Below are 24145 nucleotides of genomic sequence, written 5' to 3' on the forward strand. Positions count from 1 at the left end.
TCATTAGCTCAAATACAAAAAATTATTTATACCAGCGTTATCTTATCTGTGCCCTTCAGCCCATCGATACGCCTTTCAAAGTTGGTTGCCATGATTAAAGCTCTTTTCTTCGCCTCCTCTGCCATCGGTCCTTCAAAGTAGGTATCTACAGTGCCGATGAAAAGGGAGAGCCAGCGTTCGAAGTGTTCTCCATCTACGGGCATGGTCGCATGCTTTGCAAACGGATTACCGGTATAGCCTTTTACCCCGAATAGCGCCGCGTTCCAGAAGGTATACATCTTTTCCAGGTGCGGCTTCCAATAGGTATTGAGTCTGAAAAGAAAAATGGGCGCCAGCAGCTCATCATTCCGTACCAGGGTATAGAACTCATCTACCAGTACTTTTATATCTTCCAGTCCGGTTATATCGTGTTTTTGTGTCATCTTTAAATTGCAAATTGTGTGATCAGGTAATACAATGCCCAGCCGCCAAAAAGGATGTGCAATATCCATACCCAGTTGGGTATACTTCGTGGCGTTTCACTGCCTTCTATCAGGAACACTTTCTGATCGCCTTTGCCATAGGCACTCACCATGATGGGTAGCACACCATCTACCACTTCATTCTCAGAAATGCCTTCCACGTTAATGTCCGGCCCGTTACGCACTACAAACGGAATTTTGCGGATGCCCTCCTTGCCGGACGGGTCTTTACTGACAATACGAAGGGTATGTTCTCCATCCACAAGTTTGCGGGTATCCAGCTCGAAGTTGATGGGCGATTTGAAGGAGCCTACCGGCTGCGGATCATCATCCACAAAAATTATTACAGAGCTCTTGTCTTCCATTCTATCAGAAATCTAACACGGTTCTTTTGATGTGGTCACTGCCTTTTTCACCCGGATGGACCAGCCATTTTATGCTAAAAAACAAACAAGACACCACAATTACCACTGTGGCCCAGACAAGGACATAGTCCCAGTCACTTTGCGGGCCGGCCCCGTGACTGATGCCCTGTAGCACCTTGGGCTGCTGCTTTTCACAAACCGGGCAGGCATAGGCTACCAAGCTAAAAAGTATACCGAGAACCGTTAGCAGGAATGTTTTCATAGGTAAATTCTTCTTTAATCTTTTGCTCGCCAGTAATTGTTTGCCTGTGCAATCGTTTGAAATTCTACCGCTATTACGTGAGCCGATGCAATCAACTGCGCTGTATCGGAAGCGTAAGCAGCTCGCAGCTGCTGCCGTATACCGGCATCCGGCTGAATAGCGCCAATAGATTTCCGGGACAACTTTATGGCAAGTTGCCGTCCTTCAAATGGCGTGGCAGTAATCAAACTTGGCAGGTAATCTTCTTCCTGGTTTTGCATAGGTATAGTTTTGCTGTTGATTTAAATTTTATATTTCCTTATTTCTTGGCTGTCTGTTCGAGCAGGTCCATAATTTTCTGGACTTCTTCTACCGGCACTTTGCGCGCGCTGTTGCCCCAGCTGGTGCGCTCGTGATTGATGATGGCGGCTACCTCCGCAGCTGATAACTTCATATTCGTGCCAATGGCCGGCATAGACGCAAACTCAGGACGGGCATCGTAACCGTTCATCACCACATCAATCAGCACCTCCAGGTTATCGTCTAGTGCAATCTGGCTTCCTTTCAGGGGCGGAAAGGCTCCTTTCAGGCCCTCGCCGCTGGCCTGGTGGCAGCTCTGGCAGTTGGCCGCGTAAAGCGAAGCGCCATCCAGTCCAAGGTCTTCGCCGCTGCCAGTGGTCGCAGTAGCTTTTTCTTCTCGTTTATACAGGAACTCCGGTGCGGCCATGGAGCCGGGCAGCTCCGCCTGCTTCAACGATTGCAGGTAGGCTACCAGGTTCAAGGCGTCTTTTGTTGCTACAATCTTGCCTTTCACCCCTTTCCGGAAAGCATCAGGTACGGGAACTTCCACATCGCCTTCCTCCAACTCGGCTTTCTCTTCGAACAACCACGGGTAGGCCGGCATAATCGACTCCTCTACTACTGCGCGTGGCTGATACAGGTGCAACAGGTTCCATTCGGCACTAGGTTGGCGATTGCCTACATCAGCTAAGTCAGGGCCGGTGCGTTCAGTCCCCATCAGGGTAGCGGTATTCCGCCACAAATCGGTGCGTTTTTCATCGGCATAATCGGCAGCTATGCTGGGCCGCTTGCCCCATACCTTGTCCATGTCGAGGTTGCGCACCTGCTGGGTATGGCAGGCCACGCAGCCGTTGGCCACATAGAGCGCCTTACCTTCCATGGCGGCTTCACTCAGCGCCTCTTCGGTTGGCAGCGGGCTGTTGTTGTTCTGGTTGCTGATGGCGGGCATAATGGCAACCAGTATGGTGAGCAGGACAAACAAGCCGAGTGCCGTAAGGTATAGTTTCCTGTAGTCGTTAAAAAAATCCATCATATGCTGTGTGTGCTAAAGAGCAACTGTTAGGAATTTAATGGGTGCTATTGTCTGCTGCTTTTATTTATCGAGGATGTCCACCAATTCATAGTCGTTCGCATGGAGCTTCTTGATGGCTTCGTCGTTAATGTTCACTGTTTTGCGCGGATTTATCATCCGGTACATGTTATAGGCGAACACCAGGTGCGATACCCACATCAGCGATCCGCCAATGGCACGCCACAACCAGTAAGGGGCCATCATGGTCACACTTTCAATAAAAGGCAGCCCTTCCATCCACATCAGACCGCGCATGGTGCCACCCCACATCAGCGGAATAGTATAGAACATCATCCCGATAAAAGCCATCCAGAAGTGAATGCCTACCGTGATTTGTGGCGGCTCCTGACGCGTGAGCCGCGGCACAATGGCGTAGATGCCACCCCACAGAAAGAAAGCAATGATGCCATACATGGTCAGGTGCGAGTGCGCCACCGTAAAGTCCGTGAAGTGCCACATCAGGTTAGTGCTGCGGAAGGCCTCTGCCGTGCCCTGCAGCGAACCCGTGAAATAGAAGATGATGCCCACAATGAAGAATGGCAGAGTATAACTGCCGGCTACCTTATGCCAGGCGCCTCGGAAGGTCATTATAAAGTTGGTAGTGCCAGACACGACAGGTATAACCATACCAGCACTGCCCACAATCGCTACCGTCTGCAGCGACCAGGGTATAGCGCTGAACACAAAATGGTGCGTTCCGATTAAGGTATAGAAGAATATCTGCGACCAGAAAGCAAGTATACCGAGGCTGTAGGAGTAGATGGGTTTGTTGAGCTGCTGCGGCAGGTAATAGTAAACCAAACCGAGCGTGAAGAGCATAAACCACATGCCCACGCCCTGGTGCATGTAGTATCCCTGTATAATAGTTTCGCCTAGTCCGTTCTGGAAATTAGGCACATAGGCCACAATAGAAATGACAATCGCAAACATCACTGCCGCCACAATGTACCAGTTCGACACATAAATCTCTGTCGTTTTCCGGCGGGCAACGGTCCTCAGGTAATTGACCAGGGTTATGACAAGGCCGATGCCGAACAGCAACTGGATTGGCCAGATGTACTCGCGGTACTCGCCGCCGCCGTTGTTAATGCCCGCCATCAGCGCGATGGTGCCCAGCACAACTGATGCATTGATGAGGATGAGCGACCACCAGCCGGACTTCAGGCTGTGAATTTGAATGTTGCTTACCCGCGGTACGACGTAATAGCCTAACCCCAGCATGGCTAGCGACGACCAGCCCCAGAACACAGCGTTGGTATGCACCGGGCGCAGCCTGCCAAAGCTCAGCCAGCTCACCTGGTCCACATCCGGAGCAACGAACTTAATGCCGACATATTCCCCTACCGATGTACCGAAGACAAGCCAGAACGTGGCAGTGCCTAAAAACCAAAGGATGAGCCTCGAAAGGGCCGGGTCGATGCCGGGCCGGACGATGGCCTTGCGTTTGGCCTCTATGAAGCGGATGTTGGCTCGCTCATTAACGCTGCTTAAAAGGCCCCTGGAATCTTCCGGTGAAAAAGGCCCTGAGAGCTCCTGGTTATTTAAGTGGTAATCCTGGTGGAGCCTGTCGTTTTGCAGCGCTTCCAGCTGCTCCACATTCAACGTCTTCAGGTATGCGGCAAAACGGGTGGCCTCCTCGGAGTCTTTTCTGTTCTGAATATTCTTAAAGAGTGTATTTGCCTTCACTACCAATAGAAAAATGGCGGCGACTACAGGTACAATCAGCAGGGTGATAGTGATCAGGATACCCGGCAAACTGAAAAGGCCACTGTCCACAGTGCTCACAGATTGAGCAAAGGCGGCAGTCGGAAGGAGGCTAAGAGTTGTAAGGAGTATGACGTAAAAGAGCTTTGAACGGTGTTTGGGAAGTATATGATCCATTTTATAGTTCGTCAAGTCAGCAGGTTATAAGATGCTCATGTCCTAAAGGTACGCAAATAATCTATAAAGGATAAAGTTATCCTTTATAGATTTATCAGTTATTTCAATTCCTCTCCTACCCTTTGATAGTTTCCTATCGCAGCTTAATCACTATGCTATTATTTTGATTCAATCTTTAAGTCTACCAAAAGCTACTTTTGCTATACCTGAAGCGGCTTTTTTTGTGCTCGATATTTTCTCTCGAGGTTAGGAACATTATTATTGACTGTACCAGTCTGGCCCAACAAATAACAGCAGACACAGCTGATAAAGACTGCAGAGATTTGTATACCTTACAATTGTGAGCAACAAAGACCATTTCCCTATACTTGGAATAAAGGAATTCCAGCTTGACCTGCAAACAGATGACAGTTTGCAGTACCATGAAATACACGGGGAAAGGTTCATCGAAAAACCGCACAAGCACGACTTCTTTATTATACTTTTATTTGAGAAAGGAAGTGGGGTGCACACCATTGACTTTCAGTCGTATAATGTAGGCGATTATCAGTTACACATGCTGTTCCCGGGTCAGGTACACCAATGGGATTTGAAAGACAGCACCCTCGCCTATCAACTCATGATCAGTAAACCGTTCTTTGAGCTGTTCACCTCTTCTCTGCAGTTTTCAATTGTGCTGAACCAAAACCATCCTGTTATCGATCTTTCTACCTCAGCATTCCGGCAGCTGCAGTACGAGTTTCAGTCTATTCGGGACGAGCTGAGTACCAAGCCGGTTCATTGGGGAATCGTGAACTTACGGAGCAGGCTGATTGCTCAATTAATCAGTCGTGAGGCAGAAAGTAAGTTTGAGGATTTGACACTGTACCGGGCAGCACCTGCTTTACTGAAATATCATGCCTTGGTCGATCTTCATTTTAAAGAGCATAAAACGGTTGCAGCCTACGCCGACAAGCTCCACATTTCAGCAAATTATCTGAACATACTCTGTAAAAAGCAGCTACAGGTATCCGCCATGTTTTTGATTCATACCCGGATCACGCTGGAGGCAAAGCGGCTCCTGCGAGCTTCCGAGATGTCTATAAAAGATATTGCTTACGAACTGGGCTTCAGTGACCTGGCCTATTTCTCCAATTTTTTCAAAAATCAGACCGGCGTTTCGCCCCGCGGTTTTCGGAAGCAGTTATAAAATTTACAAGTTATGGCAGAAATCCTGCATTAATCCGAGATTAAGTCGCGGTAACTTTGTAATTAAAAGATAACTATATGACGCCACTACTTTCCCGCAAAGATTTTATAAAAAGTTCTTCTATTCTTCTGGCTGGCAGCAGCCTGATGTCGTGTAGCAGCGTGCTTGCTGTAAACCAATCGGATGCTGGTGAGCAGACCGGCTACATCAGCACCGGTGATACACTAACGTTGAAAAATGTAAGGCTTGAGACAGGTTTTGAGTACGAGGAAGGTGAAGTTACAGGCACCAAAACCGACTTGTTCACCCTGGAGATCAGCGACGGAAAAATAAAAGCCATCCTGCCCAATAACCCGAATGCCCGGGCCATCGATGCCAAAGGCTTACTGCTGCTGCCTACCTTCAAGGACATGCACATCCACCTGGACAAAACCTTTTATGGAGGACCGTGGCAGGCTCGCCGCAAGAAAAACAGGACGGTACAGGACATGATCGCTTACGAGCAGCAGGTACTCCCGGAGATGCTGAAGACCTCTACCCATCGGGCAGAAAAAATCATCGAGCTGTTGCAATCCCATGGTGCTAACTTTGCCAGAAGCCATGTCAACATCGAGCCTACTTCCAAACTCGATTCCCTTAAAAATCTACAGTTGGCCCTTGAAAATAAAAAGGATTCCTTTTGTGCAGAACTGGTTGCCTTCCCGCAGCACGGTATATTCCATTCCGACACGCAGCAACTAATGAAAGAAGCTGCTACCATGGGCATCGACATCATCGGTGGTCTGGACCCGCACGCGATCGATGGGGATTTGGAGAAAAGCATGGACTTTGTCCTGCAGCTGGCACTGGACCATAACAAAGGTATAGACATCCATTTGCACGAAGGCGGAGAATCCGGCTTGAGAACGGTGGAGTACCTGATAGACCAGGTAAATGAGAATCCGGAATTGAAGGGTAAAACTTTCCTGAGCCACTGTTTCGTACTCGCCAGACTTGAGCAGCGCAAACTTGATGAAGTGGCAGAAAAGCTGGGCAATGCCAAGATCGGTATCATTTCTACCATTCCGTTCGGCAATACCATTATGCCCATCCCGACACTATACAGGTATGGCGTGGATGTTCGTACCGGAAACGATTCTATCATCGATCACTGGAATACCTTTGGTTCTGGCAGCGTTTTGCAGAAAGCAAACCTGATGGCGCAGCTTTACGGCTATTCTACCGAGCTGGAGCTTTCCAGATGCCTGAAACTGGCCACACACAATATCCTTCCGCTCGACGACAAGGGAAACCAACAGTGGCCAAAAGCAGGCGACAAAGCCGATCTGGTGCTGGTGGACGCTAGTTGCTCGGCAGAGGCCGTTTCCCGCATATCGCCTGTAAAATCACTCCTCCACCAAGGCAAAGTGGTGTATTAACGGAAGGTATAGCGCCCACTAGTGGCATCTATCCTTATACCTACACTGCTTTCCAGCCCAACGAGTAAATATGTTGAAGGCATTTTGAAAAAGCTTGGCAACCTAGAAATTATCAAGCCTTCTAAAACAAGTATCATAGCCGTTTTAAAAGGATCGAAGCCTGGAAAAACAGTGGCTTTCAGGGCCGATATGGATGCCCTGCCCTTACAGGAAGAAACCGGTCTGCCCTTTGCCTCCAAGGTCAAAAACGTGAGCCATGCCTGTGGCCATGATGCCCATACCGCGATGTTACTGGCAACCGCCACGACTTTATCTAAGATGAAAAACCAGGTGAACGGAACGGTTTACTTTGTTTTTCAACACGCTGAAGAGCAGGATCCGGGGGGAGCGTTAGACATTATTAAATCCGGTGCACTGAAAGACGTCGACGCCTTTTTCGGGATGCACGTCATGCCTAATTTCCCTGTAGGTCATGTTGGTGTTCTGCCCGATGGCGCAGCCTCCACTACCTCGGATGGGTTCTACCTGACAATAAAAGGGAAGGGTTCGCATGGTTCTATGCCACAACTAGGTATAGATCCGATCGTGGTAGGCGCTGAAATTGTAACTGCTCTACAAACGATCGTTTCCCGTAACGTGACTCCGGGCGAGATGGCTGTTATCTCTGTAGGAAAATTTCAGTCGGGCGATGCACCCAATGTGATTGCCGATAAAGCAGAACTGGGAGCCAGTATTCGCACCACTACAGACTCAACCCGCAAATTGATGGAGACCAGGGTCAAATCAATTGTAGAGAATATCATAAAGGCTCACGGCGCTACATATGAACTCGACTACATCCTTAGCTATCCCTCCATTCAAAACGACAAAGCATTAAATTCCCTGGCAAAGCAGAGCGCCATTACAGCACTTGGCCAGAACAATGTATTTGATGCCCCCATGATGACTGCAAGTGAGGACTTTTCCTATTACCGGCAAGTGGCCCCAGTTTGTTTTCTAACCCTGGGTATAGGCAAAAGTGTAGCAAACCACCATCCAAAATTCAATCTGGACGAAGATGCTTTGGAGAGCGGAGTAAAAGCATAAGTACAGATTATTTTAGATTATCTGAACCAGTAAAATAAGTTTTTACTGTCATAAAAATCATATACCTGCCTGTCAGTTATCATCAGGGCTACCCGTACTGACAGGCAGGTATAGGTACGTGGTGCACAAAAATTCTTAACCTTTCTGGCCTGTACATGGTTGTCTACGTTTTAAGAACGAACATGCGGAGCCGTGGGCTTCCAGAAAAAGAATTCAAACCAGCACCATGTACAACCTGTTGGAAGCTTTTATTAAAAGCAGAACAAAGATAGACGACGCTTCCCTGAAATTGATCTCCTCCTTCTTCGAGCCGGTAAAAACCAAACGCAACGAGCTTTTACTGAACTACAATGATGTTTGCAAGCACTACTACTTTGTGAATAAAGGCTGCATCCGGCTTTTCACGATCAGCAGTGAAGGTATAGAAACAACGCGTTTCTTCGCTTTTGAAGGCGGGTTCGGAACCGCCTTGCCCAGCCTGATCGAGCAGACACCCGCCCGTGAATACATGCAGACCATCGAAAAATCAGAGCTGCTCAGGATCAGCAGGGACAATTTCTATCACCTGGTCGATACCACCCCACAATTCGCACTCATCTACAGGCAAATTCTGGAGCTGGGTTTTATCACCGCCCAAAAGCGTATTTACGGTTTTCAGGGATTTGACGCATTGGAAAAAGTAAAATGGGTCATCCAGCACCAGCCTGATTTTTTGTTGCGCGTTTCCAATAAAATGGCCGCTTCATACCTAGGCCTCTCCCCTTCCACCTTAAGCAGGATAAAAGCCAGACTCTGAAAACGTTGACTTAGGGCAATGCTTTTGACAGGAAGCGCTGGTAATTTTGTAAAAAATTTAGTTATGATCTATAAACTGCAGTTGCTTTTGTTTCTTTTCATCCCGATGGTATCGCTGGCACAGACCAGTGCAAAACAAAAGGTATCGGATAAACATGCACAGGCAATGTATGCAAGCGAAACGCACCAACTTACGCTGGAGGCTGCTTTTGAGCTGACCAACCGGGCCCGGGCTGCTGCCAAATCGTTGAACAAAGACGTGAGCATTGCCATCGTGGATGCCTCAGGCCAGGTAATTATGCTGACGCAGGGCAACGGGGTGGGAACACACAATACCGAAGCCGCCCGCAGAAAAGCCTATACCTCGCTTTCCACCAAAACACCTACTCTGCAACTGGCCCGCAATTCAAAAGCGAATGCAGATACCGAAAACCTGGCCAACCTGCCGGAGCTGTTACTGCTGGGCGGTGGTTGCCCCATTTGGTATAAAGGACAGGTTATTGGAGGCATCGGAGTAGCCGGAGGCGGTGGTCCAGAAAATGATCACAACATTGCAAAAGCTGCTGCCATAGAAGACGCAGCCATACTTATACATTAATATATACTTACACTATGAGAAAATTACTTTTATCGCTCCTGTTTGTCTTCGCGACAAGCGTTGCCTTTGCACAGACCAATACTTACCAGTTATCCAGTCACATTTTAGATATTTCTACCGGTACACCAGCCAAAGGAGTTCCGGTGAGGTTAGAGAAGCTGGATGAAGAGACCCAGGCATGGAAGCAGATTGATGAGAAGATCACCGATGAAAATGGTCGCATCAAGGAGTTTCTATCCAATAAAAAAGATAACAAAGGCGTTTACAGACTCCGGTTTTTAGTGGCTGATTATTTCAAAAGCCAGAAAACTGAAAGTTTCTACCCTTTCATTGAGGTCGTTTTCCAAATCCAAGACAATGATCACTACCACGTTCCGATCACGCTGTCTCCTTACGGTTACGCCACTTACAGAGGGAACTAATTAACACCATTTTCAGAGGAGCGTCCCCCACACCAGATGCTTCTCTAGTCCGGCCATACCCTGGCTGAATCCACTACAACTTTTAGCCTGACCTGTTGTACCCACTCCCTTCTTGGAGTGGGGCATGGGACTGCTTTTGCCCAACTGTTCGATCTGAAGATTAAAGCAAGAACATCGGCATCGAATACCCTTATTAAAATTCATTTTTTCTACAATTCAAAAAAACATACCTATGTTTACAAGAAATCTCACGCTTTCAATGATCTTTTTGATGTGTCTGATAACCATCTCATGCAAGGACAAAGATGAAACCGGACACAATCCTATAGACAACAGGCTGCTGGGTAAATGGAGCGTGATGTCGAAAACAGACACCGAGAGAATCGGTGACAATGAGGTAGAATGGGAGCAGGAATTGTACTCTAAAGGTGAAAAGACCTACGATTTCACTGACAATAATAAACTCATCATCATCGATGGCCATGGAAGGGGGCAAACCACGCTGCCCACCTGGATGACCGATGGAAAGCTCTTCATCGGCCAGGACCACCCGAATAAAGAACCTTATACGGTCACCTTTTCCGGAAACAGAGCCACCCTTGTAAAAGTGGAACAGGAAAAGAAAGACGGCCAGACAGTGATAGAAACCGAAGAAGTGATTCTGGAACGATAGGCAAATACACACCGCACGTCTGACCTTATCATCCTATGCCAGTCAATGCCGCTCCTTATAAAACAGGAGTGGCATTTTTGTTTTCTCTCAATAACAACAGGTATAGTTCAAATAGGCTTCTTCGGAAGGCAGTAAAGCTAAGTCGTTCACTTTATCGGCTACTAAAACAGTACCTTGTTAAAATACTTCTTAGTTTTGTAACGCAACCTGGTCCATACCTTCGGATCGCTCTAATTACTTCAAATAGTACGGTACATGTTATCGAAGAAAACAAAGTATGCTTTTCATGCCCTCACCTACCTGGCCGAGAACCAGGAGAAGGGCGCTGTGCTGATACAGGAAATCGCATCCAGTAAGAACATCTCGCACAAATTCCTTGAGAACATTCTGCTAGAATTGAAAAAGGCAGGTATACTGGGCAGCAAAAAAGGCAAAGGCGGCGGTTATTACCTCATCAAAAAGCCGGAAGAAATTACACTAGCCAAAATCATCCGATTGCTCAACGGCCCCATTGCCTGGCTCCCCTGCGTGAGCCTGAATTATTATGAGAAATGCGCCGACTGCGTGGATGAAGCCACCTGCAACATGCACATTATCATGTGCCAGGTTCGGGATCAGACGCTGGCGGTTGTTGAGAATAAAACCCTCTCCGATCTTATAGCAAAAACCACTGATAAACAGGATCTTAAATATTAAACATAGATAATTTTAGTTTTTTTTAATCGTATACCCTACTTGGTTTGTAGGTTTTATGTAGTTTTGGTACTCAAAGCAGCGCTATGCTATTAGACCAATATCTTCGAAAAGCTCTTACCAGGAAGCAAGGTCCTAAGAAGGACAGCAAATTCAAGAGCGTCGCCAAGGCATTTTCCTGGCGCATCCTGGGAACCCTGGACACCATCATTATCTCTTACTTCATCACCGGCGAGCTGAAAATGGCTTTTTCGATCGGCTCTATTGAGGTCTTCAGCAAAATCCTGCTCTACTACGTGCACGAACGAATCTGGGAAAGATTCACTGCAAAAAACCATGCCCATGAACTTGAAAGATCAAATTCCGTCCCTGCTTGAGGAGTTGGCGGACTTGCCGCTCTCCGAAGCGCTTGCCCGGATGGCAAACCGTTTCCCCGGTAGCATCGCTTTCTCGTCAGCGCTCGGCCAGGAAGACCAGGTCATCACCCACGCCATTTTTTCCGACAAACTTCCGATCCGGATCTTCTCGCTCGACACCGGACGGCTGTTTCAGGAAACCTACACCCTCTGGAGCGAAACGGAGCAAAAATATCGAAGTAAAATAGAACCCTTCTTTCCGCAGGCCAGCGATGTAGAAGCCTACATCAGCCGCGATGGCATCAACGGTTTTTACGACTCCGTCGAAAGCCGGAAGGCCTGCTGCCATGTCCGCAAGGTACTTCCACTAACGAGAGCGCTGCAAGGAGTGGCTGTCTGGGTGACTGGGCTGCGTTCCGGCCAAAGTGCAAACCGTAGCAGCTTCAACCTGCTGGAATGGGACGAGGCTTTCCACGTCATCAAATTCAACCCGATCATCAACTGGACTTTCGACCAGATGATCGCCTACCTGCAGGAGCACGATGTTCCTTACAACAAGTTGCACGACCAGGGATTCATCAGCATCGGCTGTGCCCCCTGCACACGGGCCATCCAGCCGGGCGAAGAACCACGGGCCGGCAGGTGGTGGTGGGAACAAACCCAGAAAGAGTGCGGACTTCATGCAAATTATTTCAACCAAAAAAATTAATATGGCTACTCACAACACGGCATTCCCCAGAGAACTGGAAGACGAGGCCATTTACATCCTGCGGGAGGTGGCCGCGCAGTTTGAGAAACCGGTCCTCCTGTTCTCCGGCGGAAAAGACTCCATCACACTGGTAAGGCTGGCACAAAAGGCCTTCTATCCGGCCAGAATTCCCTTTCCCCTGCTGCACGTTGACACGGGGCATAATTTTGAGGAGACCATTCGCTTCAGAGATGAACTGGTAGAAGAACTCGGCCTGGAGCTGATCGTGCGCTATGTACAGGACAGCATCGACCAGCAGAAAGTGGTGGAAGAGACCGGAAAATATGCCAGCCGCAACGTGCTGCAGACCGTCACGCTGTTGGATGCCATCGAAGAATTTGGCTTTGACGCCTGCATTGGCGGCGCCCGACGGGACGAAGAAAAAGCCCGCGCCAAAGAGCGCATCTTCTCCGTCAGAAACGACTTTGGCCAGTGGGACGCCAAGAAGCAGCGACCGGAGCTCTTTGATATGCTGAACGGCAGAATCAGTATGGGCGAGAATGTACGCGTATTCCCGATCAGCAACTGGACCGAATTGGATGTGTGGAATTACATCAGAGAAGAACAGCTGGCTATACCTAGCATTTACTACTCGCACGAGCGCGAGACTTTTGAGCGCGACGGTCAGATTCTCCCCTACTCTAACTTTATGCTAGTTTCTGATGACGAGCCGGTGAGCACCCGCATGGTCCGCTTCCGAACCGTGGGCGATATGACCTGTACGGCTGCCGTGGAGTCAACGGCCGTTGCGATCGAAGACATCATTGCAGAAATACTGAGTGCCACGGTATCCGAAAGAGGGGCCCGTATAGACGATAAGCGCTCCGAGGCAGCCATGGAAAAAAGAAAGCAAGCAGGATATTTTTAAGGTATGGACGTTCTAAAAATTGCAACCGCAGGAAGCGTGGACGATGGGAAAAGCACCCTGATTGGCCGACTCCTGTTCGAAACCAATTCGATCACCACCGACAAGCTGGAAGCCATTATGGCGAGCAGCAAAAAGAAAGGCCTCGACTATGTGGACCTGTCGCTGCTCACCGACGGCCTTATAGCAGAACGTGAACAAGGAATTACAATCGATGTGGCGCACATCTACTTCTCGACACCAAAGCGAAAGTTCATCATCGCCGACACACCGGGGCACTTTGAGTATACCCGCAACATGGTGACGGGCGCTTCCAATGCCAATGTTTCGATGATTTTAGTAGATGCCCGCAATGGGGTGGTGGAGCAATCGTTCCGGCACTTTTACATCTCCTGCCTGCTGCGCATACCCCATGTGGTGGTGTGCGTGAACAAGATGGACCTGGTGGACTACGACCAAAAAAGCTTCGAGGAAACAAAGGCCACTTTCATGGCCTTTGCCGAAAAAGTGCGCTTCCCGGGACAGGAAATCAGCTTTATACCTGTGTCATCGCTGTACGGCGAAAACCTGGTTCGTCAGTCAGAGCACATGCCCTGGTACCAGGAGGCGCCACTGCTAAGTCTGCTGGAGGCTATACCTTTGGAGCAGCACCTGTCAGAGGAGCCGAGCCGTTTTCCGGTGCAGTATGTGGTGCGACCTAAGTCTGAAGAGTTTCATGACTACAGAGCCTATGCGGGCAAGGTAGCCAGTGGACTTCTGCGCAAAGGCGAGCGGGTAGTCGTGCTGCCAAGCGGACAGGAAACCACCATCGCCCGCATTGAAAAATTTGGTCGTGAAATTGAAGCGGCGCAAGCCAAAGAGTCTGTCAGTGTACTGTTGAAGGACGACGTGGACATCAGTCGGGGCGACATGATCGTGCCCCTAAGCCAATTGCCACAGCAAAGCCGACAGTTGGAGGCCACCATCTGCTGGATGGATAAAAAGCCGCTCCGAGCCGGGAGTACGTACCTGCTGCAGCATGGGGTAAATGTAGCCAAGGCGAAGGTGAGCACACTCTCCAACCTGATAGATGTGGTGACGCTAGGCAGCAATACACAAGTCAACGAGCTGAACTTGAACGAAATTGCCGATGTGCAGCTGAAGACGGCAAAGGAATTCTTCTACGATGCCTTCGCTGATAATAGAGCCAACGGCTCCTTCATCCTCATCGACGAGCAGACCAATTCTACAGTTGGGGTTGGGTTGATCAGGTAGCACCGCGTGTAAATCTGGTATTGATCAACTATTCAGCTTACATAAAGGATTTCTGACATACAGAGAAATATCTCAATAGCCCTTCCCCTCTGGAAGGGCTATTTTTTTACGTATAGTTTCAACCTGTCCTCTCAACTTGCTGTCTCCCGTGCCATACCTTCAGCTGCTTTTGTATATTGCATACTTTAGTCAGCATTCCCATGGTAAAAGCTTTTGTGTTTGGTAAGTTCCTGCCCTTCCATAAAGGGCATCAAGCGATGATCGAGTTCGCTTTAACGCAATGTGATTTTCTCACCGTACTAATTTGCTGCAGTGACAGAGAAACTATACCTGCAAAACTGAGACAGGGTTGGCTGGTGGATACCTTTCAGGGACAGAGCGGGCTTGAAATCCGGGTATTTAATTACCTGGAAAGTGAGTATCCGAATTCATCGGAGTCTTCCAGAGCGATTTCGTACATCTGGTCCCGGAAGTTCAGTGAGCTTGTGCCGGACTGCTCTTTAGTCATCACCTCGGAGATTTACGGCAACTATGTCGCTGAGTTTATGGGTATCCGGCACATCGCTTTTGATGAAGAGCGGCATCAGGTACCTGTTTCTGCGTCAGCAATCCGAAACAATCCGGTGGCAAATTGGAAGTATTTGCCGGATACCGTAAAACCATACTTCCGGAAAAAGATCATTTTACTCGGTACAGAATCGACTGGTAAGACTAGCCTCACACAACTTTTAGCTGAACATTATGGCGCTCCCTTTGTGCTGGAGGCGGGTAGGGACCTGATCGAGGACTCCAAGGAGTTTGCATTCGATGACCTCTACGCTGTGGCGCACGAACACGCCCACCGCATTATCACTTGCCCTGTCTCCGATTCTCCCCTGTTGTTCATAGATACCGACGTGCACATTACCCAATCCTACGCCAGCTTCATGTTTGGCAAACAACTGGACCTACCTGCCAACATCTATACCTGCAACCAAGGGCAGCTCTACCTATACCTGCAAAATGACGTGCCCCATGTACAGGACGGCACCAGGCTCAGCGAGGCAGACCGCAATTTGCTGGACCAATCGCACCGCGCTACGTTGCAACACTACAACATTGCCTATCATGAAATCAGCGGTAACTGGCAACAAAGACTGGCGCAAGCCATCTCCCTGATCGATCAAAAGTTCTTCGCGAATTATCCTTCCATAACCTACAGCTCAAAAGCGCTGGTATAATTCACAACCTTCATTTCTTTCATGGCAGCTACTGGGTGTATGGCAATATCTGCCGCTATACCTGTTTTAAATACCTTCTGTAAAGCAGTGTGCACAGCTGGCGCAATTGGCTCATCGCTCCAACCGGTAAAGGTGAATCGGAAGTTTTTGTCCTGATGGAGTGTGAAACCGGCAAGCGGCAGCTCCATCATCGCCCGTGAGATCTCAATATTATTGACCAACTCTCCGCCAGGGGTATAGAAAGGAACAGGCAGCCTGGCCTCCAGCCCGACCAGGTAAGGTATACCCTGCTCCATTTCGATGCTGCAAAAGTCGCCGGTCCTATACCTGATCAGGGGCAGAAATGGGTTGTTGCCACCTGTGATGACCAATTCACCTCTTTCGCCGTAAGGTAGCACCACATCTTTGTCATTGTCAAACACCTCCAGGTATAGCTCCGGGCGAATCGCTCTATACCTGTCACCTTCGGCGCAGGCCACCATCCGGCATTCGGTCATCGAGTAAATATCCAGCACAGGGCAGCGGAAGTAATCTTCGAGCTTTTTTCGGACGCCAGCCGTCAGTTTCATGGCAGAAGAAACCAGTACTTTCGGATGGAGAGCGGGCTGCAACCTCAGCAGGTCCAGAAAAGCAAAGGGATCGCCGGTGAGTACTTGCGGATCGTACTTTTCAAGGTATAGCAACCGGTCGTTCGGATCTTTCCAGCCAGTCGGATTCAGGTTAACCTTCAACACACCGGCCCCATTTAAGTAAGTGGAGAGAGAAGCGTAGGTAAGTGTTTCCTGTTGGGAGCAGATCAGGGCGATGGCCACCTTGTCTGGCGCAGCGTCGAGGAGGATGCCGTGCTGCTGCAAAATGGACTGCAGTTGCGGAATCCAGCAGGCCTGCGACACCGGGTCAAAGAGCACGTCCATAGCCGGACCTGTGGTACCGGAGGTCTGGTACACGAGCAACTCGTCCAGCGGCGCTTCCCCCGAGACAAAATCCCAGGGCGCGGCATGCAGGTTCCGCCTGCTGATGGTGGGCTGCTCAGCAAAAAATCGTGTTCTGCCTTCGTAAAAAGGAATCGTTTCAATACACCAGGCTAGGTATTGCTCCAGCCAGTCTGGTGTTCCGCCTGCCTGCCAGAAAGTGCTGGCATTGGTGATGGTATGGGCATAGGCTTTTACCTTTTCCAGGTGGGTCGCTTCCAGCCTGTCGCCACTCTGGAAATTATACCGGGGCGCGAATTCATCCTGCCGTAGTTGCTGTAGAAACGACAGATCTGACAACAGCGGGAAGCGCTCTGCGTCATTCAACCCGATAGCTGGTTTCTTATTCTCTGCCATACACATTTGCTGCCTCCCGGGCTTTTTGTTCCGCCATTTTGCGCCTGATCTCCCGTATTCTGTCGTACGAGGCCTGTGAGCCGCGCAGCACCGCCTGACGCTTCAAGGTATCCAGTGCCTCCAGCCTGTCGGCCGACTCCAGCGCTGTCTCACCCGCAGGTATAACCCCGCACTTTCTCAGAGCCAGTCGGATAAATTCTTCGGCCCGGTCCTCGTCCTCCACCCACTCCCTTGCCTGCACAAAAGGGCTCAAGGCCTGCAGATCATCATTCAGAAAAACGTCTATACCTGTGACCCATGATGGCTTGCCTGCAAAGAAAGGATGGTGAAAAAGCCAGCACCCCACCTGCATGGAGATTAGTTGATTTTCATCGTACTGCCAGAGGTTGACAAGCGCAGGAAGCGCTGCATCCTGCACGCTGAAGTCGCCATGCACTTTTCGGTACATGTCCTTGAGCAGTACTTCGGTATGCGGTACAACACCCCGGTTTAGCGGCGGACACTGAAAAAAGTATTCCGGATAGCTCTTCAGGTGGTAAAACAAGGTATAGATGTCAATCATCCGTTCTCACACTGTAGTGGTTCTGAGAAAATTCAGCCGCGAACTCAAGCAGTTGCTGCTCATTGGTCACATAATAGACGTGCCAGCCCATCTTCTGCAAGCGCTGCACTTCTTCCCGATGCCAATTGGGCTGCGAATGCAGCACCAGCGTACCGACACCACCGGCATGAACGAGCGCCTTTTCCATAGTCACCCAATTGCTGATGTTAGTGGTTTCATTAACAGCCCTCAGCATCCGGAAAATGTCGTCATCCGTCACGATCACCACATGCGACTTATCTTTTGCCGGCTGGCCAAAGGGTGTTTCGAGGCGGGGCACGCCATAGGCATAACCTGTACCCAGGTAGGAGGTCAGCACGGTGAGCACTTCGACATCAGAAGTTCGGAAGCCGTCTGTTTCCATGAAACTGCCCGGTTCTCCGGACAGGCAGCCCATTACTTTCGCCCCGGCCCTAAGAGCGGACAAACCAATGACAGTAGCCGCCAGAACGGGCCATGAAAAACGTTGGCGTGGGTTCCCCATCGAACCGGAGCAATCAATCCCAATGTAAACGTCCAACGGCTTTTTGGTTTCCGCATCGTCAATGTCAGACCCGTAAATTCTTTTCACGGTATTATAGCCCGGGAATATCTCAGGCGAACCAACAGCTGTTTCGATCCAGTCAATCTCATCCATCGGATCACTGATGTCCCAGCTTTCGGAGCCTTCCGGCAGGCTGAGCGAAACGGGATTTGCGGCTTCCAAAGGAAAAGACACCAAATGCGGTAGGGCGATCTCGCGGTAATAGTTATTGAGCAGCTCCTGTTCATCTGCTTTGGGATTGATCTGCTTGAAGAGGTCGATGTAGCGGCCGGGATTCAGGTAGCGCTGCCGCGGTCCTTCCCCTCCTGCTTCTACCTTTCCAAAAGCATCGCCGCCCGCATCCTTGCTCCCCGCACGATTGGCTGCTTCCACGCGTGGATCAATGATACCAGCCAATCCTTCCTCATCAATCTCCACCAGACCAGCGATCATCCCACCACCTTCGCCGGCATATTCTGCATCCAGGTAGACGGTGAAGATCTTCCTGGCTTTCTCATATTCCTTGTCTTTAATTAGGTAGGGATAAAGCAGGGCGGCAAACCTGCCAGCACCTTCCAGCCAATTTTTTGCATAACTTCTGATCAAAGAAGCAGCCAGCGAGGCGTCTGCATCGATCATAGGATCCTGTTTCTTCGGCTTTGCTCCCAATGCGCCCCGATCCAGCTTCCAGAGGTACTCAAATGTACGCATGTAAAAATGCCATACTTTAGAGGTAGAAGTACCTTGCTGGTTGATCTTCTGATAAACCGCTGCCATCTGCAAATTCTTTTTGCGCTGCAGGGTGTCATTAATCAGCAGGTCCGCATACAGGTTGGCCACGAAGGGAGCCCGGTCTTCAATATCTGCCAGGCACCACCTGATCCGGGAAAGTAACACGGCATTTTCGTGCAGATTGGCCGGGGTATAAATGTGATGGCCGATCTCATGTGCCAAAATCTCGACAGGGTAATCGGACACGCCTTCCTGCAGCACTTTCTCCAGATCGATCACAATGCGGTGGTCGTTTAGCCTGATCATAGCAAAGCTTCCGGTTAGTCCTTCATTTTTGACTTGCCCTGAAGTAGCACACCAGACTGGCTCACGCAATTTCACAAAAGGACTCCAGACCTGTTTGGCCTGTTGCCAGCTATCCTTCCATTGCTGAAGCACTTCTTCCAAGTCTTGCTTAGTAGCTATCGTGTCCATCCGTACACAAATAAATGGTGAGAACTAGCCCGGGTGAGCACTAAAGTAGAGGGTAGCAGTACAGCTGAAATCACATCATCAAAAGGAATGGCCTGCTTTCCGAATTGGGTTTTAAAAACTTCCAGTCCCTGCAGGTTGGAACGCTTCAGTATTGCCTTGGGCTGCACCGGAACATCTGCCAGCAACACACTACCAAAGGCATCGGCAAAGAAGGCGTAGGGTTGCTGTCCGTCGGTTGCCAAAAGGTGTCTGCCAAGCTGCGCCACTTTAGGCGGGGCCACAAAAGCACCCCCATACCCGACATAGCCACCAGGCGCTTCTATAAATTGGGGAGCCGCCAGGTTCAGCCATTCCTGCTCAAAAGCACGTTCACTTTTCAAGTCAGCATACTGATACAGTAGCGCTTCCTTCAGCACGTCCCTCAAATTGTCGAACTCCTGCTGCGCCCTTTCCCGCAGGTGTGCCATACCTTCCCGCCACGCATGGATTCTTCCCAAAGCCAGAAACTCTTCCAGCGAGAGGACATAGCAGAGGGTACTCTTCAAGGCTGTCACCCACTGCAACACCCTCTCCGGCTGTTGCGATCTGATAGAGTCCAGCGCCGCATTGATAGCAGATAGCAACCGGCCAGGGTATAGCGCAACCAGAGACGGCACTTGCGCGCATAAGCTCCAGGCGGCCTGGTATTCTCCTTCGTACACGATGCCTGACTTATTGCCAAGCAGCTGCAAGGTATAGGTATAGCAGGACCTGAAAGTCTGTGGCATATGATCCGGGTATAGCGCATCCACGGCACGCACGATAGGCTCCACCGTCTGTACCATCCACCGGCTCAGCACGGTTTTGTCGATGGAACCGTACTTCATTTCATACTCGCGGTACACTTGGTTATAAAGCTCCGTATTGTCCTGCAAATGCTGGATCAGCGGCGTGTAGCTTATTTTTTCCATTGCAGCCAGCGTCTGTAGTTGGTATACCTTTGGTGAAAATACTTCAGCTTCAGAATGTCGTCATGTCGATAGCCGTACAGTTTTTTCTCCTGCGACCATTTGTGCAGTTGCTTTTCAATTTCGAGCAAGCGCCTGTCCACTTCTTTCTTCGACACATTCTCGAGTCCCTGCCGAAACTGCGCATCAAAATATTCCACCGGGTCCTCGGTGTCCATGTCCTGGCTCATATACTCCTCACAGGATAGGTCGAAGAGCTTGCGCAACCACACGATCCGATCTACGCGGTAGCTTTCGTTACCGGCCTGGTCAAAATAAGGCGATTCCAGGTGCGGCACTAGCGAATCGTGGAGCACAAAGGGCAGAATTTGCCGGATATCTTCCAGTTCTACCTGCTTGTTGCCCCTGAAATAGGCCAGTGCTTTGGCATAGATGAGCAGGGTCATGATCTTGCGCACCGACACGCCGTTTTTTGTCTGTGAGCCGAGGTCCTTCACATGGTCCTTTCCGGTCTCTTTTCTGAAAAGTGTTCTGAAATCCAGGCCCGAAAGTTTGGCGGTGTCCTTGGTCATGTACTCGAGCTTATCCGAAGATGACTCAAAGAACTCGAACTGGCGACAGAAGAACTCCAGTCTTTTGCGAAGCGGTGCGGCAATCGTTATACCTCTGATCTGCTCATGGATCTTATCCATCTCCTCTTCCGTGAAAATGATCTCTTTCGGGATCATGGACTCCGGTTTATAGTTGAGCTCTATTCTCTTTTGCAGGTCCTCGATAAAACGGGTGTTGAAGTGAAAGGCCCGGATCACAATATCGATCCTGTCTTTCAAAGCCTCGATCACCTGGTAGGTGCCGCCGCCCGCATCATCGTTAGCGGTGAGGTACCAGGCTGCCTGCGGACATTCGAAAATCTGGTCGAATATTTCGGCGTAGTTATCGGACAGCACCGTGAGCAGGGCGGACTGCGTACGGGTTGGAATGCGGTTGTATTCGTCAATGATTTTCACCCGCATACCCAACCATTTGCGCCAGGCAATCCGGATATCAGAGGTTTTCTCGGCCTTCACCATATCAGCGGGCAGCGGATGACCCAACAGGTCTGAAATGGTCATTTGAGGCTGTCCATGCTGGATGGCGCGTAGCACGTCTGTCTTGGAGTAACCGGCCAGCAACCCCATCAAAATGGAAGTGGCTGTTTTACCGCGACCCGGTCCGCCCACGATCAGGCATTTACCCCGCACGGCCAGTGTTAGCAGCGGGATGAGCACGAAACTAGAGTAGCTCTGCCCCTGTGGCAGGGTTACTTCCACCTTGCTGTCGCCGAATACAAAGCGCTTCGACTCGCCGTCTTCAAACTCAATGTCATAAAAAGGACTGATGATGGCCGAGTTTGTGATCCAGAAATAAGCCTGGCGCAGTTTCTCGTCCAACCCGAGTTGGAGCTGCCCATTATCGGCACCGTCTTCACTGGCATACAGATCTTTTATATCGAATGCGGCAAACTCAGAAACATCCTGTGGATTGGTGGGTGCGGATGGCACTTTCTGGAAGAAGCCAAGGGCTTTGTTGACTATTGTATTCATTAGCTGGCTGATAGATTAGTAGATAGCACGTTGCTTCAAAAAGCAGAAATCCTATACCTTGAAGGCAGGGTATCTCCCTGCTAAGCTGCAAATTTTCTCTTTATTTACCAGCCATTTTCACATAAATATAGTTTGGACTGATTATTCAGATACGTTATACCTTTTAGACCGAGATTCAATTGGAAAACAGGATAAATGAGGCGGGTCCCATAGGTCTTCTCTGAGAAAAATCACTAAATTGATCTCCTAAACCGAAACAAATGAAACGATTCCTATCCCTTTGTCTGCTGACCCTGCCCCTGTTCCCGGCTGCGGCGCAGCAGACCCAGAAGCCGGTGCTGCACGGCAAAAACTGGGTAGCTATAACAGGCAAGCCGCTCGCTGCCACCGCAGGGGCCATGACCTTCCAGAAAGGCGGCAATGCCGTGGATGCGGCCTGTACCATGCTGGCTGCCACCTGCACCATGTGGGACGTGCTGAGTTGGGGCGGCGAAACACAGGCACTCATCTACAACCCCAAAACCAAAAAGGTAATCGCTCTCAATGCGATGGGGATCGCTCCTACCGGCGCTACTGCCAAGTTTTTCAAAGACAAAGGCTACAACTTCCCGCCTGAAAACGGTCCTCTGGCAGCCACCACCCCCGGTACTCCCGGCGGAATGATGCACATGCTGGCCAATTACGGCACGCTAAGTCTGGAAGAGGTGCTGGCGCCCGCCATGGAATTGGCAGCCGGCTACCCGATCGAGGCACAAACCGCAAACAGCATCGAGCGAAACAAGGAACTCATCAAGCAGTGGCCTTACAGCAAAAAAGTGTTCCTGACGCATCCGGGGGAGGAACGGGAAGCGCCTTCAGCCGGTGAGATCTTCGTACAAAAGGACCTGCTGCAGACGCTCACCAGGCTGGTAGAGACTGAAAGAGAAGCCCTGAAGCAAGGCAAGAGCCGTAAGGAGGCCATCATGGCTGCTTACGACCGCTTCTACAAGGGGGATATTGCGGAAGAGTTTGTGCGCGGCTCCAAAGAGCAAGGTGGACTGATCACCATGCAGGACATGGCCAAATGGAAGCCGATCGAGGAAGAGCCGCTAATGGTGAATTACAAAGGCGTGGAGGTATACAAGATGCAGCAGTGGACGCAGGGACCTACCCTACTACAGGCACTCAACATCCTCGAGAACTTCGACCTGAAAGACATGGGCTACAACAGCCCCCGCTACATCCATACCGTCTACCAGGCCATGAGCCTCTCCTTTGCCGACCGCGACTTCTATTACGGCGATCCTTACTTTAAACCGGAGGAGCCGATGAAAGGCCTGCTCAGCAAGGACTACGCCAAGCAAAGGGCCAGCCTGATTCGCCAAGATAAGAACGACGCCAACATTGGTCCCGGAGACCCTTACCCTTTTGAGGGCCGCAAGAACCCTTACCTGAAATTGCTGAAGAAAAGAGGATTTGAACCGGATACCGTGCGCCGCAACTTTGCCCCGACACACGACCAGCGTACTGGTTCAATTCAGGAAGAAGCTGAGTACCAGGACCGGCTCTGGCGCGGTACCACCACCATTGAGGCGGCAGACAAGGAAGGTTGGATCGTTTCGATCACACCGAGCGGGGGCTGGCTTCCGGCCACTATCGCGGGTAACACAGGTATAGGTATGAGCCAGCGCATGCAAAGCTTCGTACTTGATCAGACGCTTAATCCTTTCAACGTGGTGGAGCCGGGCAAACGACCGCGCGTGACCCTCACGCCTTCCATGGCGCTGAAAGACGGACGCCCCTACCTGTCCTTTGCAGTGCAGGGCGGCGATACGCAGGAACAGAACCTATTGCAGTTTTTCCTCAACGTAGTGGAGTTTGACATGAACGTGCAGAAAGCAGCCGAGGCGGCCAACTTTAACACCAACCAACTCTGGCTCTCGCTCGGCGGCACCAAGACCGATGACCGCAAACCGAAGCCCGGCCACATCCTGCTCAATGAAAGCACACCGGATTCGGTGCGCAACGAACTGAAGAAGATGGGCTATACCTTGAGTTTCGGCGACCGCACCAGCGGACCGATCAACGCCATTTTCTTTGACTGGAAACACGGCAGCTTCTGGGGTGGCTCCAGCAACCACGGCGAAGACTACGGCATTGCCTGGTAAGTTTCCATACTTGTCTTCACATCACAAACCCCTTCAAATTGAAGGGGTTTTTTTTCACTAAATACCCAAACGTAGGTATTGGCACTTCAAATCTGTCCTGCTACCTTTGCAGCCACTCACATAAGAATAGTGTTTTTTCTATATATAATTGAGCAACTACCTGGTGCGCTTTT

At 50.1% G+C, this 24145-nt stretch carries 25 protein-coding genes; 14 read left to right on the forward strand and 11 right to left on the reverse strand.

Translation table 11 applies throughout. The features are described 5' to 3' along the window. Positions 1 to 26 precede the first annotated feature (26 nt). The 6 genes from AC4QZR_RS05085 to AC4QZR_RS05110 are packed head-to-tail and all read right to left on the reverse strand — an operon-like array spanning position 27 to position 4215. Positions 27 to 422, reverse strand: coding sequence for a group III truncated hemoglobin (locus tag AC4QZR_RS05085; protein ID WP_494479920.1), 396 nt, complete (start codon positions 420 to 422; stop codon positions 27 to 29). A 2-nt stretch (positions 423 to 424) separates the two neighbouring features. Continuing rightward, the gene (locus AC4QZR_RS05090; RefSeq protein WP_018477367.1) at positions 425 to 826 is read right to left on the reverse strand and encodes a hypothetical protein; all 402 of its coding nucleotides are present in this window, start codon (positions 824 to 826) and stop codon (positions 425 to 427) included. A 4-nt stretch (positions 827 to 830) separates the two neighbouring features. Then, complete coding sequence (locus AC4QZR_RS05095; protein ID WP_494479921.1) at positions 831 to 1088, reverse strand: hypothetical protein; 258 nt, start codon at positions 1086 to 1088, stop codon at positions 831 to 833. A gap of 14 nt (positions 1089 to 1102) precedes the next feature. Beyond that, entirely contained in the window at positions 1103 to 1348 is a 246-nt protein-coding gene (locus AC4QZR_RS05100; RefSeq protein ID WP_494479922.1) for a hexameric tyrosine-coordinated heme protein, read from the reverse strand. Between the two features lie 38 nt (positions 1349 to 1386). Next, positions 1387 to 2400: a cbb3-type cytochrome c oxidase subunit II gene (locus AC4QZR_RS05105; protein ID WP_494479923.1), complete on the reverse strand. Its 1014-nt coding sequence runs from the start codon at positions 2398 to 2400 to the stop codon at positions 1387 to 1389. Between the two features lie 60 nt (positions 2401 to 2460). Further along, on the reverse strand, positions 2461 to 4215 hold the full coding sequence (locus AC4QZR_RS05110) for a cbb3-type cytochrome c oxidase subunit I (protein WP_494479924.1): 1755 nt from the start codon (positions 4213 to 4215) through the stop codon (positions 2461 to 2463). 445 nt (positions 4216 to 4660) lie between these two features. Here AC4QZR_RS05110 and AC4QZR_RS05115 point away from each other — a divergent pair, with 445 nt between their 5' ends. The 13 genes from AC4QZR_RS05115 to AC4QZR_RS05175 all read left to right on the forward strand — a co-directional run bounded on the left by AC4QZR_RS05115 (position 4661) and on the right by AC4QZR_RS05175 (position 15637). Continuing rightward, a complete protein-coding gene (locus tag AC4QZR_RS05115; RefSeq protein ID WP_494479925.1) occupies positions 4661 to 5509 on the forward strand; it encodes a helix-turn-helix domain-containing protein in 849 nt (282 codons plus the stop codon). Positions 5510 to 5586: 77 nt separating this feature from the next. Further along, on the forward strand, positions 5587 to 6927 hold the full coding sequence (locus AC4QZR_RS05120) for an amidohydrolase family protein (protein ID WP_494479926.1): 1341 nt from the start codon (positions 5587 to 5589) through the stop codon (positions 6925 to 6927). A gap of 21 nt (positions 6928 to 6948) precedes the next feature. Further along, entirely contained in the window at positions 6949 to 8013 is a 1065-nt protein-coding gene (locus AC4QZR_RS05125) for a M20 metallopeptidase family protein (RefSeq protein ID WP_494479927.1), read from the forward strand. Between the two features lie 226 nt (positions 8014 to 8239). Next, positions 8240 to 8809: a Crp/Fnr family transcriptional regulator gene (locus tag AC4QZR_RS05130; protein WP_494479928.1), complete on the forward strand. Its 570-nt coding sequence runs from the start codon at positions 8240 to 8242 to the stop codon at positions 8807 to 8809. Between the two features lie 63 nt (positions 8810 to 8872). Continuing rightward, positions 8873 to 9406 (forward strand): heme-binding protein, encoded by a 534-nt coding sequence (locus AC4QZR_RS05135; RefSeq protein WP_494479929.1) that lies wholly within the window; start codon positions 8873 to 8875, stop codon positions 9404 to 9406. 14 nt (positions 9407 to 9420) lie between these two features. Further along, entirely contained in the window at positions 9421 to 9828 is a 408-nt protein-coding gene (gene uraH, locus AC4QZR_RS05140) for a hydroxyisourate hydrolase (RefSeq protein ID WP_494479930.1), read from the forward strand. Positions 9829 to 10060: 232 nt separating this feature from the next. After that, the gene (locus AC4QZR_RS05145; RefSeq protein WP_494479931.1) at positions 10061 to 10501 is read left to right on the forward strand and encodes a hypothetical protein; all 441 of its coding nucleotides are present in this window, start codon (positions 10061 to 10063) and stop codon (positions 10499 to 10501) included. Between the two features lie 255 nt (positions 10502 to 10756). Further along, positions 10757 to 11197 carry an RrF2 family transcriptional regulator gene (locus AC4QZR_RS05150; protein WP_494479932.1) on the forward strand — a complete coding sequence of 147 codons (441 nt, stop codon included), beginning with the start codon at positions 10757 to 10759 and terminating at the stop codon, positions 11195 to 11197. Between the two features lie 83 nt (positions 11198 to 11280). Next, positions 11281 to 11571 carry a DUF2061 domain-containing protein gene (locus tag AC4QZR_RS05155; RefSeq protein WP_494479933.1) on the forward strand — a complete coding sequence of 97 codons (291 nt, stop codon included), beginning with the start codon at positions 11281 to 11283 and terminating at the stop codon, positions 11569 to 11571. Continuing rightward, positions 11537 to 12259, forward strand: a complete 723-nt coding sequence (locus tag AC4QZR_RS05160) for a phosphoadenylyl-sulfate reductase (RefSeq protein WP_494479934.1) — start codon at positions 11537 to 11539, stop codon at positions 12257 to 12259. The genes AC4QZR_RS05155 and AC4QZR_RS05160 overlap by 35 nt, the downstream gene beginning before the upstream one ends. Before the next feature lies 1 nt (position 12260). Next, positions 12261 to 13166 (forward strand): sulfate adenylyltransferase subunit CysD, encoded by a 906-nt coding sequence (gene cysD / locus AC4QZR_RS05165; protein ID WP_253404580.1) that lies wholly within the window; start codon positions 12261 to 12263, stop codon positions 13164 to 13166. A 3-nt stretch (positions 13167 to 13169) separates the two neighbouring features. Next, complete coding sequence (locus AC4QZR_RS05170; protein WP_494479935.1) at positions 13170 to 14417, forward strand: sulfate adenylyltransferase subunit 1; 1248 nt, start codon at positions 13170 to 13172, stop codon at positions 14415 to 14417. Between the two features lie 200 nt (positions 14418 to 14617). Next, positions 14618 to 15637: an AAA family ATPase gene (locus AC4QZR_RS05175; protein ID WP_494479936.1), complete on the forward strand. Its 1020-nt coding sequence runs from the start codon at positions 14618 to 14620 to the stop codon at positions 15635 to 15637. Here the strand turns inward: AC4QZR_RS05175 and AC4QZR_RS05180 are convergent. From AC4QZR_RS05180 to AC4QZR_RS05200, 5 genes are read right to left on the reverse strand one after another with little or no spacing between them, the layout of a single operon-like run. Beyond that, complete coding sequence (locus AC4QZR_RS05180) at positions 15613 to 16965, reverse strand: AMP-binding protein (protein ID WP_494479937.1); 1353 nt, start codon at positions 16963 to 16965, stop codon at positions 15613 to 15615. The two genes, AC4QZR_RS05175 and AC4QZR_RS05180, sit on opposite strands and share 25 nt — an antisense overlap. Further along, positions 16952 to 17527, reverse strand: coding sequence for a hypothetical protein (locus AC4QZR_RS05185; RefSeq protein ID WP_494479938.1), 576 nt, complete (start codon positions 17525 to 17527; stop codon positions 16952 to 16954). Before AC4QZR_RS05185 ends, AC4QZR_RS05180 begins: the two co-directional genes overlap by 14 nt. Continuing rightward, the gene (locus AC4QZR_RS05190) at positions 17520 to 19295 is read right to left on the reverse strand and encodes a DUF58 domain-containing protein (protein WP_494479939.1); all 1776 of its coding nucleotides are present in this window, start codon (positions 19293 to 19295) and stop codon (positions 17520 to 17522) included. The genes AC4QZR_RS05185 and AC4QZR_RS05190 overlap by 8 nt, the downstream gene beginning before the upstream one ends. Continuing rightward, positions 19283 to 20245: a hypothetical protein gene (locus AC4QZR_RS05195; RefSeq protein ID WP_494479940.1), complete on the reverse strand. Its 963-nt coding sequence runs from the start codon at positions 20243 to 20245 to the stop codon at positions 19283 to 19285. The genes AC4QZR_RS05190 and AC4QZR_RS05195 overlap by 13 nt, the downstream gene beginning before the upstream one ends. Next, positions 20233 to 21825: an AAA family ATPase gene (locus AC4QZR_RS05200; RefSeq protein ID WP_494479941.1), complete on the reverse strand. Its 1593-nt coding sequence runs from the start codon at positions 21823 to 21825 to the stop codon at positions 20233 to 20235. Before AC4QZR_RS05200 ends, AC4QZR_RS05195 begins: the two co-directional genes overlap by 13 nt. Positions 21826 to 22085: 260 nt before the next feature. On the opposite strand from AC4QZR_RS05200, the gene AC4QZR_RS05205 reads away from it, so the two are divergent. Then, complete coding sequence (locus AC4QZR_RS05205; protein WP_494479942.1) at positions 22086 to 23972, forward strand: gamma-glutamyltransferase family protein; 1887 nt, start codon at positions 22086 to 22088, stop codon at positions 23970 to 23972. Positions 23973 to 24145 lie beyond the last annotated feature (173 nt).

The organism is Pontibacter sp. YIM B11418 (genome assembly GCF_059278805.1).